Below are 12747 nucleotides of genomic sequence, written 5' to 3' on the forward strand. Positions count from 1 at the left end.
TCCGCCTTGCGATCCTCCCCCGTAGCCTGAACGGCACGGGAGGGACCCCCTCCACCAGACCCCGCTCCCTGATCCGGCCTGATCCAAACGAAAGACCCCAGGCCCGAGAGCGCCCCCGGGACGGGGCCTGGGGCGCGTCAGGCCGGCAGGCCGTACGCGTCCGCGATCAGCCCGTAGCTGCGCAGCCGCTCCTCGCCGCTGTGCGCGTGCGAGGTGATCATCAGCTCGTCGGCGCCCGTGCGCTTCTGGAGGTCGTTGAGGCCGTCGCGGACCGCGTCCGGGGTGCCGTGCACGATATTGACGAGCCAGTTGTCCACGAACTCCTGCTCCATCGAGCTGAACCGGTACGCCTCGGCCTCCTCCGGCGTCGGGACGAGCCCCGGCCGGCCGGTGCGCAGCTGGACCATGGAGAGCGCGCCGGACAGCACCTGACGGCGGGCCTCGCGCTCGCTGCCGGAGGCCAGGGCCGAGACGCCGATCAGCGCGTACGGGGCGTCGAGGACCGCGGAGGGGCGGAACGACTCCCGGTAGAGATCGAGCGCCGGGATGGTGTTCTGCGCCGAGAAGTGGTGGGCGAAGGCGAAGGGCAGCCCCAGCACCCCGGCCAGCCGGGCGCTGAAGCCGGAGGAGCCGAGCAGCCAGATCGGCGGTCGGCCCGCGGGGCCCTGGACCGGGCCCGGTACCGCGTGGATACGGGAGTACGGGTGGCCGTCGGGGAAGTCGTCGTCCAGGAACCGGGTCAGTTCGGCCAGTTGCTGCGGGAAGTCGTCGGCGCCCTCGTTCAGCCGGTCGGACCGGCGCAGCGCGGCGGCCGTCGCCCCGTCGGTGCCGGGCGCGCGGCCCAGGCCCAGATCGACCCGGCCCGGGGCGAGCGCCTCCACCGTGCCGAACTGCTCGGCGATCACCAGCGGGGCGTGGTTGGGCAGCATCACACCGCCCGAGCCGAGCCGGATGCGCTCGGTGTGGGCGGCGAGATGGGCGAGGATCACGGCCGGGGAGGACGAGGCGACGCCCGGCATGGAGTGATGCTCGGCGACCCAGTGCCGGTGGTATCCCCTGCGCTCGGCGAGCTTCGCGAGCGCGACGCTCGTCCGCAGCGACTCGGAGGCGGTGGAGCCCTTGCCCACCGTGACCAGGTCCAGTACCGAGAGGGGTACGGGCGCGGTGCCGTGCGCCGTGCCCCTGATGCCGTCCGTCGTGCCTCGGCTCGCGTCGTCCACCGGTCAGACCCTCCTGCGTATCGAATGCGTACAGCAGGGGTACAACAGGAGGGTCTCTCCGTTTATTCCCGGGCCGTGCCCCGGATTAATCCCGCGCCCATGTCACCGTGCACGCGTGACCCCGCCCCGCGGGCACGCGCCACCAGCACCCGCGAGCGCGTGCACGCCGCCCGCGCCGTCAGCTCCGGGCCTCGAACTCCCGGCCTTCGAACAGCTTCCCCAGCCGGGGCCCCCAGGCCCTGCGCCCCGCGAGCCGCAGCCCCTCCCAGACCGTCACCTGGTTCGCGGTGAGGACCGGCTTGCCGAGGATCTCCTCCAGCTCGGGCAGGTACGCGATCGTGTGCAGGGCCGTGTCCGGGAGCAGGACGACCTCCGCGTCCGGATGGTCGCCCGCGCGGGCCAGTTCGAGGACCTGCTCCTGTTCCCAGGTGCCGACCTCGGCCGCGGTGATGATGCCGCTGGCCCGGTCGGAGACGACCTCGATCCCGGCCGCCTTGAGGAAGGCGGCGAAGTACGCGGTGACATCCGCCGGGTAGGTGGCGGCCACGGCGACCCGCCGGGCGTCCAGCGCGCGTACGGCGTGGGCGAAGGCGAACGAGGTGCTCGACGCCGGCAGCCCGGCGGCGGCGGCCAGGGCGCGCGTCTGCTCATGGGCGCCCTCCCACCCGTAGATGAAGCTTCCACTGGTACAGGCCCAGACCACGGATTCGGCACCGGCGAGGCGCAGCTCCTCCACCCCCGCGGCGAGCCGTTCGTCCGCCCCCATCCGGAGCAGCGCGTCGACGCGGTGGGCGTCCTCGCCGATATCGGTGTGGACCACGGGCAGCCTGATGTCGCTACCGAACATCATTTCGATGCGGGGGTAGTCGTCCTCGGCCGAATGCCCGGGGTAGAGGAGTCCGACGGTGGTCATGTCCATCCTTCCGTATCTTCCGGCAGCGGCTCCGCCGGCAGGGCGGCCTGCCCCGTCGGGGCCACCCCGACCGGGCCGACCGGGCCGACCGGCCCGATCGGCGCCGCGGGCGAGACGGGCGCGACCGGCGGCAGAGGCTCCACCGGTGGCATCACCGGCACCGGATGTGCCGACGGCCGATCGAGCAGCAGCCCCTGGTACGGACCGACGGCGTGTGCCCCGAGCCTGCGCAGTGCCGCCCACATCGTCACCTGGTTGGCGGACAGGACAGGCATTCTCAGCTCGGCCTCCAGCTGCGGAATCGCGTCGTACGTCGGCAGATTCGTACAGCTGATGAAGAGCGCGTCGGCCGCCCCGACGACGGCCTGCCGCGCCATGTCCACGACCGAGCGGTACGGCACCTTCCAGATGTGCCGGGTCAGCCCCAGAAAGGCGCGACCCGTCACAGTTACCCCGACCTCGCCCAGATAGTCCTCCAGCGACTGGGTGACCGACTCCGTATAGGGCGTGACCAGCGCGATACGGCCGACACCCAGCTCCTCCAGTGCCTCGACCAAGGCTCCGGACGTAGTGAGCGAGGGCACCTCACCGGCGCGGTTCATCGCCTCGCACATGGCACGCTCGCCGGCCGCGCCGCCGACGAAACTGCCGGAGGTGCAGGCATAGGCGATGACCTCGGGTTCCGAGGCGCCGAGCGCTCTGACCGCCTCGCCGAGGGTCTCGTGCTCGCTGACCAGCCGCGCCAGGTCGAGGGAGACCTCGACCGGCACGTACGGCGTACGTGTCACGCGCAGGGAAATATCGTCGGGCACCCACCGCCACAGTTCACGGTCGAGTGCGAAATCAAAGGGAGCGACCACGCCGACACCACGCTGCGGCTCTGGACCACCCAGAAAGGAGACTTCCACGACGTGCCCCCTTATCAGGCTCTTGTTTGACGACGGTAGGAGCCAAGTGCGAGCGTGGTCAATCCGCCCATCTCAGACGTTGCACGGAATTTTCCCGAGGGAAATCCCGAGGGAACCCCGCCCGGCCCGATCATCGGCAGACTTCCCCCTGGTAGACGGCGGATTTCCGTCCCGGCACCCGGCGGATCCGCCGACGATCCGGCCCCGGCAGAAGGGCTGCTCCTCATGACAGCACCCACCCTCCTCGTCCTGGAGGCGGACCCTCCGCCACGGCTGGGCCGGCTCACCGGGAAGGCACGGATCCACTCCGTCGGCGAAGCCGGTCTCGCGGCCGAACTCCCGCACGCGGACGCCCTGCTGGTCTGGGACTTCACCTCCGACGCGGTACGGAACGCCTGGCCGGGCGAGGGGCCGCGGCCCGGCTGGGTGCACACCGCGAGCGCCGGGGTGGACCGGCTGCTCTGCCCCGAGCTGATCGCCTCCGACACGGTCGTGACCAATGCCCGGGGCATCTTCGAGGCGCCGATCGCCGAGTACGTGGCGGGGCTGGTGCTCGCCATGGCTAAGGATCTCCCCGGGACCCTGGAGCTCCAGCGCCAGCGCCGGTGGCGCCATCGCGAGGGCCTTCAGGTCGCGGGCAGCCGGGCGGTCGTGATCGGCGCGGGCCCGATCGGCCGGGCCGTGGCCGGGACGCTGCGGGCGCTGGGCGTGACGGTGGCCGTCACCGGCCGTACGGCGCGCCCCGGCGTGCACCCCGCCGACCAGCTGGACCGGCTGGTGATCCGGGCCGACTGGGTGATCTCCGCGGCGCCGCTCACGGACGCCACACGCGGCATGTTCGACGCACGGCTCTTCGGTCTGATGCAGCCCTCCGCCCGGTTCATCAATGTGGGCCGCGGTCAGCTCGTGGTGGAGGACGATCTCGTCGCGGCGGTGTCCAAGCGGTGGATCGCGGGCGCGGCGCTCGATGTCTTCGCGCACGAGCCGCTGGACACGGGCAGCAGGCTCTGGGACGTCCCCGGCCTGATCATCTCCCCGCACATGAGCGGGGACACGGTCGGCTGGCGCGACCGGCTGGGCGAACAGTTCGTGGATCTGTATGAACTTTGGGCCGCCGGAAAGCCTCTGCCGAACGTGGTGGACAAGAAACGTGGGTACGTCCCCATGCATGACTGATCACACGAGCGACCCCACCCGCCTCACCGACCTCACCGCACGGCAGCTCCTGGCCGGCTACGAGAGGGGCGACTTCTCGCCGCTCGACGCGACCCGTGCCGTACTGGACCGGATCGAGGTGGTGCAGCCGCTGGTCAACGCCTTCGTACGGGTGGACGCCGATGCCGCGCTCGCGCAGGCGGAGGCGTCCACCGCCCGGTGGAGCGCGCGGGAACCGCGGGGGCTGCTCGACGGGGTGCCGGTCTCGGTGAAGGACATCTTCCTCCAGCGCGGCAGCCCCACCCTCCGCGGCTCCCGGACCGTACGGGCCCAGGGCGCCTGGGACGAGGACGCGCCGGCGGTGGCGCGGCTGCGGGAACACGGCGCGGTCCTCGTCGGCAAGACCACCACCCCGGAGTTCGGCTGGAAGGGCGTCACCGACTCACCGCTGAGCGGGGTGACCCGTAATCCGTACGATCCGTCCCGGACGTCGGGCGGGTCCAGCGGCGGCAGCGCGGCGGCGGTGGCGCTGGGCGCGGCCCCGCTCTCCATCGGTACGGACGGCGGCGGCTCGGTCCGTATCCCGGCCTCCTTCTGCGGGATCTTCGGGTTCAAGCCGACGTACGGCCGGGTGCCGCTCTATCCGTCCAGCCCGTTCGGCACGCTCGCGCACGCCGGGCCGATGACCCGGGACGCGGCGGACGCCGCGCTGCTGATGGATGTGATCAGCGGCGCCGACTGGCGGGACTGGTCGCAGCTCGCCCCGGCGCCGGGCCTCTCCGCCGCGCTGACGGACGGCGCGGCGGGCGGTGCAGGCCGGGCGGGCGGGGCAGCAGGGGGCGGCGTCAAGGGGCTGCGGATCGCGTACTCCCCGACCTTCGGCAATCAGGTCGCGGTGCGCCCCGAGGTGGCCTCGGCCGTCCGGCGCGCGGTGGGCCGGCTCGCCGAGCTGGGGGCGTACATCGAGGAGGCCGATCCGGACGTCACGGATCCGGTGGAGGCCTTCCACACCCTGTGGTTCAGCGGCGCGGCCCGGCTTGTGGAGCCGTTCGGCGCGGAGCAGCGCGAACTGCTCGATCCGGGGCTCCGGGAGATCGTCGCGGCCGGTGAGCGCTACAGCGCGCTGGACTATCTGGCCGCGGTCGACGCGCGGATGGAGCTGGGCCGGCGGTTCGGCCGGTTCCACGAGTCGTACGACCTGCTGGTCACGCCGACGCTGCCGATCACCGCGTTCGAGGCGGGCCAGGAGACGCCGCGGGGCTCGGGCCAGCGGCGCTGGACGGCCTGGACGCCGTTCACGTACCCGTTCAATCTGACGCAGCAGCCCGCCGCGAGCGTGCCGTGCGGGGTGGACGGGGACGGGCTGCCGATCGGCGTGCAGCTGGTCGCCGGGCGCCACGCGGACGCGCTGGTGCTGCGCGCCGCGCACGCGCTGTACGAGTCGGGCGCGGCGCCCGGCCTTCCCGCGCCGGGGATCACTCCCGCCGGAAGCTGAGCGTCTCGCCGACGGCGCCCGCGCGCCACAGGTCCTGGCAGGCCTCGGCCATCCGGTCGAGGCCGTCCACCACCGTCCCCCAGACGATGCCGGGGATCCAGCCCATGTCCCCGTTGATCAGCAGATTGTTGCGCTCGTAGAAGAGGGCCAGGTCCACGACGGTGCGCCGGCCGCGCACCGCCTTCTCGTCGTAGCCGTACGACGACGTGCCCAGCTCCGTGTCGGAGAAGGTGAAGTAGCACAGGTCCCCGGGGATGGGGGTCACGGTCGGATTCTCCAGCGGTGGTTCCTCGGCGGCGAAGGCCGGAAAGAGCGCGTAGATCTCGTTGCGCGCGTACTTCGCGTGATACACGTCCGAGCCCAGCGGCAGCGCCTCCCACACCGCCGCGCAGGTGACCGGAGCCCGGTCGTCCAGGAGTTTCGCGGTGCAGTGCACCCCGCGCTTGTCGAGCGACACAGTTACAAATCGGTCGGCCATGTCCTCATGGTCCTCATCTGATCCACTGAGTCAAGAGCGGTCGGCCGGGCGCGGGGCGGTCTCAAGATCGGCTCGAAATGATGTGCATAACCCGTATGGAGTCGGGTAGCCGCGCGCCCATGGCTTCACCACCAGAGCACGACAAGGAAAGAACCGCAAAACGGTCCATAGGCCGCCGGTCACCGGGGCGCCGGTCCCTGGGCCGCCGGTCGCTTCTGCTGGGCACGGCGGCGCTGGGCGCCGCGGGGGCACTCGGCGCCGCCGGCTGTAGCAGGATCCCGTCGGGTGACACGCTCGCCCGGCTGAAGTCCCAGCGCACGGTGCGACTCGGTATCGCGGGAGAGGCACCGTACGGATTCATCGACGACCAGGGCGAATTCACCGGTGAGGCGGTGGAGCTGGCGAAGGTGATCTTCAAGCGGCTCGGCATCGGCGCGGTGCAGCCCGTGGCCACCGACTTCTCCTCGCTGATACCCGGCCTCAACTCGCAGCAGTTCGATGTCGTCTCGGCCGGGATGTACATCAACAAGGAGCGCTGCGCGCAGGTCATCTTCGCCGATCCCGAGTACCAGATGCTCGACTCGTTCATCGTGCGCAAGGGCAATCCCAAAGGGCTGCACTCGTATCAGGACGTGGTGCGGACGAAGGCGAAGATCGCCACCGGCACCGGCTACGCGGAAATCGACTACGCGATATCCGCCGGGGTCCCGGAGAACGAACTCGTCATTCTCCAGGATCCCGTCGCGGGGCTGAACGCGGTCGAGTCCGGCCGGGTCGACGTATTCGCCGGTACCGCGCTCACCGGCCGCGATGTGGTGAAGAAGAGCACCAGGGCGGAGGCCACGAAGCCGTTCGCGCCGGTCGTGGACGGCAAGAAGAAGATCGACGGCGGCGGGTTCGCCTTCCGCCCCACCGACACCGGTCTCCGGGACGCCTTCAATGTCGAGATCCACAAGATGAAGAAGAGCGGCGAACTGTTCCGCATCCTCAAGCCGTTCGGCTTCACGGAGGCGGAGATGACCACCCTGACCGCAGAGGAGCTGTGCGCATGACAGCCGGCCTCTGGACCCACTGGGTGCTGCCCGGTATCTGGATCACGGTCCAGCTCACCCTGTACAGCGCCGCTCTCGCCGCCGTCGTGGCCTTCGCCGTCGGCACGGCCCGTACGCACAGCTCGCGCTTCGTCCGCTTCCTCGCGGGCCTCTACACCGAGATCTTCCGGGGCACCTCGGCGCTGGTGCTGATGTTCTGGCTGTTCTTCGTCATGCCGGGCCTGTTCGGCTGGGCCCTGGTCCCGATGTGGGCCGCCGTGCTGGCGCTGGGGCTGTCGTACGGGGCGTACGGCGCCGAGGTCGTACGCGGCGCCCTGAACTCCGTGGCACCCGCGCAGCGCGAGGCCGGCATCGCCCTGAACTTCACCCCCTGGCAGCGCATGCGGCTGATCCTGCTGCCCCAGGCGGTCCCGGAGATGATCCCGCCGTTCAGCAATCTCCTCATCGAGCTGCTGAAGGGCACCGCGCTGGTCTCCCTGCTCGGCGTCGCCGATGTGTCGTTCGCCGCCTATCTGGTGCGGCTGGCCACCCAGGAGAGCGCGCAGATCTACTCGGTGACGCTGGTGATCTATTTCGTGCTCGCGTTCGTTCTCGCCCGTGGAATGCGGGCACTTGAGCGCAGGACCAAGGCCGGTATCGGCATCACCGCGACACCGGGAGGTGCCCGATGAACAATTGGGACTGGTCCGCCGTCGCGGACTTCATGCCACGCTTCTGGGACGGCCTGCTCCTCACCCTTCAGGTGCTGGTGCTCGGCTCGCTGCTCTCCTTCACGCTCGGTCTGGTCTGGGCGATCGGATTCCGGGCGCCGACGCGTTTCATCCGGTGGCCGGTCAATGTCGTCACCGAGTTCATCCGGAACACCCCGCTGCTCGTGCAGCTGTTTTTCTTCTTCTTCGTCCTGCCCGAATGGGGCGTGCAGTTCTCAGGGCTGACCACCGGCACGATCGCGATCGGCCTGCACTATTCGACCTACACCGCCCAGGTGTACCGGGCCGGTATCGACGCGGTGCCGGCCGGGCAGTGGGAGGCGGCCACCGCGCTCAGTCTGCCGCCCGGCCGTACGTGGCTGGTGGTGATCCTGCCGCAGGCGATCCGGCGGATCGTGCCCGCGCTGGGCAACTACGTCATCTCGATGCTGAAGGACACGCCTCTGCTCGCCGGAATCAGTGTGCTGGAAATGCTCCAGCAGTCCCGGCTGGAGAGCGCGACCACCTTCCAGTACACCGAACCGCTGACCGTGGTCGGTGTCGCCTTCATTCTCATCGCCTACCCGGCTTCTCTTCTCATGCGAGCCCTGGAGCGTCGTCTTGTCCGCTGACATATCCACCCCCGAGATCCCCGATCCGAAAACCACCGGTCCCGCGGGCGAGCTGATCCGTTTCGACAACGTCACCAAGCGGTTCGGCAAGAACACCGTGCTGGACAATCTCTGTTTCTCCGTGCGGCCCGGAAAGCATGTGACGCTGATCGGGCCGTCCGGCTCGGGGAAGACGACGATCCTGCGGCTGCTGATGACCTTGGTGAAACCGGACGAGGGCGTCATCACCATCAATGGCGACAGACTCTTCCCCGCCGACAGCAAGCATGTCCGTGAAGTGCGCAAGAACATCGGCATGGTCTTCCAGCAGTTCAATCTCTTCCCCAACATGAACGTGCTGCGCAATGTCACCGAGGCCCCGGTCAAGGTGCTGGGGCTGAGCAAGGACGAGGCGGAGGAGCGCGGTCGCGAGCTGCTCGATCTGGTCGGCCTCGGCGACCGCTGCGCGGCGAAGCCGACCCAGCTCTCGGGCGGCCAGCAGCAGCGGGTGGCGATCGCCCGCGCCCTGGCGATGCGCCCGAAGATCCTGCTGCTCGACGAGGTCACCTCGGCCCTCGACCCCGAACTGGTCGCGGGCGTACTCGACGTGCTCCGGGACATCGCCCGCACCACGGACATCACGATGCTCTGCGTGACCCACGAGATGAACTTCGCCAGGGACATCTCCGACGACGTCCTGATGTTCGACGCCGGAAAGGTCATCGAATCGGGCCCGCCGGAGAAGATCTTCTCCGAGCCGGAGCACGAACGTACGCGCGAGTTCCTGGGCGCGGTCCTCTGACCTCGTATCCCCTCGGGCAAGTATCCCTCTGGCATATGCCAGAGCGATGCGCCCCAGTCCAGGGCGTCGGCTCATCCCTTCCATGTGGGCAACCGCCGCCCCGGCAAAGGCTCTTGACGGCTATCGTGGTGCGTGAGCTTGCGGTCACAACCTGCTGGGGGGAACCGTGGTGCTGAAGCCGGAGCCGACCGCGCCGTTCCATTCGGTGCGGTACGTGCTGCGCGTCCTGGAGGCCGTGTCCAAGTACGGCGGCGGGGTGACCGAGGCCCGGATAGCCCGGGAGAGCGGGCTGCCGGCCGGTCATCTGGCTCCCCTGCTCTCCATGCTGCGGCGCGAGGGGTACGTGGAGCAGGTCACGGACGGCGCGTATGTGATCGGCGAGTCGCTGGCGATGCTCGGCTCCGGCACGGCCCGGCAGCAGGCCCTGGAGGACAGACTGCAGAGCGCGCTGGACGAGCTGCGCGACTCGGTCGGGGCAGCGGTCTATCTCAGCCGCTATATCGATGGCGAGATCAAGGTCACACAGGTCGCCGACGGCCCGCTGACGCCCGCCGTCAATGAGTACGTGGACTTCCGCGCCACCGCTCACGCCAGCGCGATCGGCAAGTGTCTGCTGACCCAGCTGGACAGGGACGGCCGCCGTGACCATCTGGACCGCCACAAGATCGCCCGGTTCACCTCCCGGACGATCACCAGCGAGCGGCTGTTGTTCTCCCGGCTGGACAGCCAGGCGCCGACGGTGCCGGTGCTCGATCTCCAGGAGTACGCGCTGGGGACCGTCTGCGCCGCCGTCCCGCTGACGGCGGGCTCCACCGTGGGCTGCCTGGCGCTGTCGCTCCCGGTCGAGCACGCCCACCGGCTGAAGGTGGCGGCGGAAGCCCTGAACCGCAGGGCGGCCCCACTGGCTCTCTCGCTGACGATCTAGGTTTTCCGCCCGGTCCCGGCGGTGGTCCTGGGAGTGTTCCCGGCGGTGGTCCTGAGCACCCCGGACCACCGGGTATTATTTTCGAGTCAGCAGGCGCCGCTAGCTCAGTTGGTTAGAGCAGCTGACTCTTAATCAGCGGGTCCGGGGTTCGAGTCCCTGGCGGCGCACAGACAGAGGAAGGCCCCTCGCGGAAGCGGGGGGCCTTCTCTCGGTCAAGATCTTCTCTCGGTCAAGATCCTCAGACCACGGACCGCGAGCCGTCCACCATCGGGCTCACGCCGAAGATGCTGACCGCCTGGTAGTACGTCCACGCGAGACCGTCGCAGGACGTCTTCGTGGCGCCGGAGTATCCCGAGCACACCCGCTTCAGGTCCGCGTAGAACGCGGAGTCCAGCCGGGCCTTGTTCGCCTCGAACTGACCGGCCGCCTTGTAGTTGCGGTACCCGAAGTCATGGCGGGAACAGGCGGTCTGGAACGGGAAGCCGAACGGGTTGTCGGGCGAGGACGAGCAGTAGTCCGTGGACCAGTCGAAACCGTAGGCGGACCAGGCGCCCTGGTTCCCTCGGGCCGAGACCCAGGAGTTGTAGCTGGCGGCGGACTCCTGCGTCCAGCCGCTGAGGACCTGCGGCTTGTCGGCCGGGGCGGCGGCGGCCTGAGACGCCGTCACCAGCGAGGCGGCGAGGGCGAGTACGGCTGAGGCGAGGGGAAGTGCCAGGCGTCTGCGCATGAAGGTGATCCTCCGGGCGAGGTATGGGGGGACATGGGGGGGAAGACGCTCCACGCCCGGGTGGGCACGGGGCGTCCACAGACTGAGCGGCGCGGCTGTCGCATGGGTCTACGCGCGATGACCGACGCGGGAATGGTCCCCCAAATCCCGGCGTCGGCAAACCCCTTGGGCAGCGAACTCCCGCCGGACGGCGTCCAGTTGACGCATCCGTCCCGAGTTGACCGATCTGCGCCCGGCCGAGGGGACCGACAAGACCGGCGGAAGCTCCGGGACAGACGGGATGGACAGGGCAGACAGAACGGACGGGATGGACGGGACAGAGGGGACGGAGGGGACCAACAGGGCTGACGGGACGCCCGGGTCAGCCGTCAACTCCCCTGAGCGCGCACGGGATCTCGACCCGCAGGACGGTCGGGCCGCCGGCCGGGCTGGACAGCGCGAGCCTGCCGTCCAGTACGGAGACGCGGTCGGCCAGTCCGGTCAGCCCGCTTCCCCCGCCCGCGCGGGCGCCTCCGTCGCCGTCGTCCTCTATCTCCAGTACCAGCCGCCCGTCGCCGTACCGGCCGGAGACGGTGACACGGCTCGCCCCGCTGTGTCTGCCCGCGTTCGCCAGCGCCTCGCACACCACGAAGTACGCGGTCGCCTCCACCGCGTCGGAGAACCGCGGGACCCGTTCGATCCCCACGTCCACCGGCAGCGCCGAGCGGTCCGCCACATCCGCGACGGCCGCCGCGAGTCCGTAGTCGGTGAGGACCTTGGGGTGTATGCCCCGGATCAGTTCGCGCAGCTCCGCCAGCGCCTCGCCGGCCTCGCGGTGCGCCGTGTCGATACGGTCGGCGACGGGGCCCGGCGGCGCGTCGAGCCGGGCCAGACCGAGCGTCATGGTCAGCGCGACCAGCCGCTGCTGGGCACCGTCGTGCAGATCCCGTTCGATCCGGCGGCGCTCCGCCTCGAAGGCGTCCACCAACCGCACCCGGGAGCGGCTCAGTTCGGTGACCCGCCGGACCAGCGCGGTCTCCCGGGACGCGATCAGGATCCGGGTCAGTTCGGCGCGGGCGCCGGCCAGCACGCCCAGCGCGTAACAGCAGACCGCGAGGAAGAGCAGGCCGAGCACGGCGAACACGCACGCCATGGGCCAGGAGGTGACCGTCCACACCTTGACGACCTTCACCTCCTCGCCGTCCCCCACGGTGGCCAGCAGGACCGGTGTGGCGACCATGGCGAGCGGCAGCAGCAGACAGAGCGTGACGGCGATCGCGTCGAGCGGCCAGAGCACCAGCGCGAAGAGCGCCGCGTACCCCAGTTCCCGCCAGGTGGCACGCTCCTGGAAGCGGGTCCGCAGCCAGGGCCACAGCCCCGGTTCGGCGGGACGCCGGTGCGGATCGGCGGCGGGCCGCTCGTCGATCAGCCGTGTCCTGAACCGCTCGAACCGGGCCACCGGCAGCCCGCCGAGCGCCGAGACGGCGAGGAGCGGCAGCCCGACGAGTACGAGGGAGAGCACCCCGCCGACGGCGATGACGGCCACCGCCACCACCAGGACGGCGGCCCCGGCCGGTACACCGCTGAGCAGATACGCCGCCGCGCGCCAGGGCCAGGGCGAGAGCGGAAAGTCCGGCCGGGCCAGGGCCTGCCACACGGTGCGGGAACGGGAGCGCATGGGAGGACCGTAGAAGGCGAACCGGAGGACGGGCCATCCACGCAGGCAGAGTGTCCGGGGTAGTGCCTGCCCTACCCCGGGACTAGGCCCTGCACTGGTGTGCCGGGCGTCGCGC

13 protein-coding genes and 1 tRNA gene are annotated in these 12747 nt (G+C 70.3%); 8 read left to right on the forward strand and 6 right to left on the reverse strand.

Annotated features, from left to right (window positions below):
• Nucleotides 1-137 precede the first annotated feature (137 nt).
• The 3 genes from CU044_RS14535 to CU044_RS14545 form a co-directional block, all read right to left on the reverse strand.
• Nucleotides 138-1220, reverse strand: coding sequence for an LLM class flavin-dependent oxidoreductase (locus CU044_RS14535; RefSeq protein WP_129769000.1), 1083 nt, complete (start codon nt 1218-1220; stop codon nt 138-140).
• A 178-nt stretch (nt 1221-1398) separates the two neighbouring features.
• A complete protein-coding gene (locus CU044_RS14540) occupies nt 1399-2133 on the reverse strand; it encodes an aspartate/glutamate racemase family protein (protein ID WP_193563972.1) in 735 nt (244 codons plus the stop codon).
• Nucleotides 2130-3041 carry a decarboxylase gene (locus CU044_RS14545; RefSeq protein ID WP_165371895.1) on the reverse strand — a complete coding sequence of 304 codons (912 nt, stop codon included), beginning with the start codon at nt 3039-3041 and terminating at the stop codon, nt 2130-2132. The genes CU044_RS14540 and CU044_RS14545 overlap by 4 nt, the downstream gene beginning before the upstream one ends.
• Before the next feature lie 225 nt (nt 3042-3266).
• Here CU044_RS14545 and CU044_RS14550 point away from each other — a divergent pair, with 225 nt between their 5' ends.
• Both CU044_RS14550 and CU044_RS14555 read left to right on the forward strand, forming a co-directional pair.
• A complete protein-coding gene (locus CU044_RS14550) occupies nt 3267-4217 on the forward strand; it encodes a D-2-hydroxyacid dehydrogenase (RefSeq protein WP_129769002.1) in 951 nt (316 codons plus the stop codon).
• Nucleotides 4210-5691, forward strand: a complete 1482-nt coding sequence (locus tag CU044_RS14555; RefSeq protein ID WP_129769003.1) for an amidase — start codon at nt 4210-4212, stop codon at nt 5689-5691. Before CU044_RS14550 ends, CU044_RS14555 begins: the two co-directional genes overlap by 8 nt.
• Here the strand turns inward: CU044_RS14555 and CU044_RS14560 are convergent.
• The gene (locus CU044_RS14560) at nt 5672-6169 is read right to left on the reverse strand and encodes a DUF3830 family protein (RefSeq protein WP_129769004.1); all 498 of its coding nucleotides are present in this window, start codon (nt 6167-6169) and stop codon (nt 5672-5674) included. The two genes, CU044_RS14555 and CU044_RS14560, sit on opposite strands and share 20 nt — an antisense overlap.
• Before the next feature lie 119 nt (nt 6170-6288).
• On the opposite strand from CU044_RS14560, the gene ehuB reads away from it, so the two are divergent.
• The 6 genes from ehuB (at nt 6289) to CU044_RS14590 (ending at nt 10415) form a co-directional block, all read left to right on the forward strand.
• A complete protein-coding gene (ehuB, locus tag CU044_RS14565; RefSeq protein ID WP_129769005.1) occupies nt 6289-7221 on the forward strand; it encodes an ectoine/hydroxyectoine ABC transporter substrate-binding protein EhuB in 933 nt (310 codons plus the stop codon).
• On the forward strand, nt 7218-7892 hold the full coding sequence (ehuC, locus tag CU044_RS14570) for an ectoine/hydroxyectoine ABC transporter permease subunit EhuC (protein WP_129769006.1): 675 nt from the start codon (nt 7218-7220) through the stop codon (nt 7890-7892). Before ehuB ends, ehuC begins: the two co-directional genes overlap by 4 nt.
• A complete protein-coding gene (gene ehuD / locus CU044_RS14575) occupies nt 7889-8542 on the forward strand; it encodes an ectoine/hydroxyectoine ABC transporter permease subunit EhuD (RefSeq protein ID WP_129769007.1) in 654 nt (217 codons plus the stop codon). The genes ehuC and ehuD overlap by 4 nt, the downstream gene beginning before the upstream one ends.
• The gene (gene ehuA / locus CU044_RS14580; RefSeq protein ID WP_129769008.1) at nt 8532-9323 is read left to right on the forward strand and encodes an ectoine/hydroxyectoine ABC transporter ATP-binding protein EhuA; all 792 of its coding nucleotides are present in this window, start codon (nt 8532-8534) and stop codon (nt 9321-9323) included. Before ehuD ends, ehuA begins: the two co-directional genes overlap by 11 nt.
• Nucleotides 9324-9489: 166 nt before the next feature.
• Nucleotides 9490-10248, forward strand: coding sequence for an IclR family transcriptional regulator C-terminal domain-containing protein (locus CU044_RS14585; protein ID WP_129769009.1), 759 nt, complete (start codon nt 9490-9492; stop codon nt 10246-10248).
• 93 nt (nt 10249-10341) lie between these two features.
• Nucleotides 10342-10415, forward strand: a tRNA-Lys gene (locus CU044_RS14590).
• 71 nt (nt 10416-10486) lie between these two features.
• On the opposite strand, the gene CU044_RS14595 is transcribed toward CU044_RS14590, so the two are convergent.
• Both CU044_RS14595 and CU044_RS14600 read right to left on the reverse strand, forming a co-directional pair.
• The gene (locus CU044_RS14595) at nt 10487-10975 is read right to left on the reverse strand and encodes a phospholipase (RefSeq protein ID WP_129769010.1); all 489 of its coding nucleotides are present in this window, start codon (nt 10973-10975) and stop codon (nt 10487-10489) included.
• 361 nt (nt 10976-11336) lie between these two features.
• Entirely contained in the window at nt 11337-12632 is a 1296-nt protein-coding gene (locus CU044_RS14600; RefSeq protein ID WP_240045604.1) for a sensor domain-containing protein, read from the reverse strand.
• Nucleotides 12633-12747 lie beyond the last annotated feature (115 nt).

The organism is Streptomyces sp. L-9-10 (genome assembly GCF_004151105.1).
Lineage (GTDB): Bacteria > Actinomycetota > Actinomycetes > Streptomycetales > Streptomycetaceae > Streptomyces.

Coding starts and splice junctions, on each gene's coding strand:
- CU044_RS14540 (WP_193563972.1), bottom strand. CDS start 2,133: ATGACCACCGTCGGACTCCTCTACCCCGGGCATTCGGCCGAGGACGAC.
- CU044_RS14595 (WP_129769010.1), bottom strand. CDS start 10,975: ATGCGCAGACGCCTGGCACTTCCCCTCGCCTCAGCCGTACTCGCCCTC.
- CU044_RS14600 (WP_240045604.1), bottom strand. CDS start 12,632: ATGCGCTCCCGTTCCCGCACCGTGTGGCAGGCCCTGGCCCGGCCGGAC.
- ehuB (WP_129769005.1), top strand. CDS start 6,289: ATGGCTTCACCACCAGAGCACGACAAGGAAAGAACCGCAAAACGGTCC.
- CU044_RS14555 (WP_129769003.1), top strand. CDS start 4,210: ATGACTGATCACACGAGCGACCCCACCCGCCTCACCGACCTCACCGCA.
- CU044_RS14560 (WP_129769004.1), bottom strand. CDS start 6,169: ATGGCCGACCGATTTGTAACTGTGTCGCTCGACAAGCGCGGGGTGCAC.
- ehuC (WP_129769006.1), top strand. CDS start 7,218: ATGACAGCCGGCCTCTGGACCCACTGGGTGCTGCCCGGTATCTGGATC.
- ehuD (WP_129769007.1), top strand. CDS start 7,889: ATGAACAATTGGGACTGGTCCGCCGTCGCGGACTTCATGCCACGCTTC.
- CU044_RS14550 (WP_129769002.1), top strand. CDS start 3,267: ATGACAGCACCCACCCTCCTCGTCCTGGAGGCGGACCCTCCGCCACGG.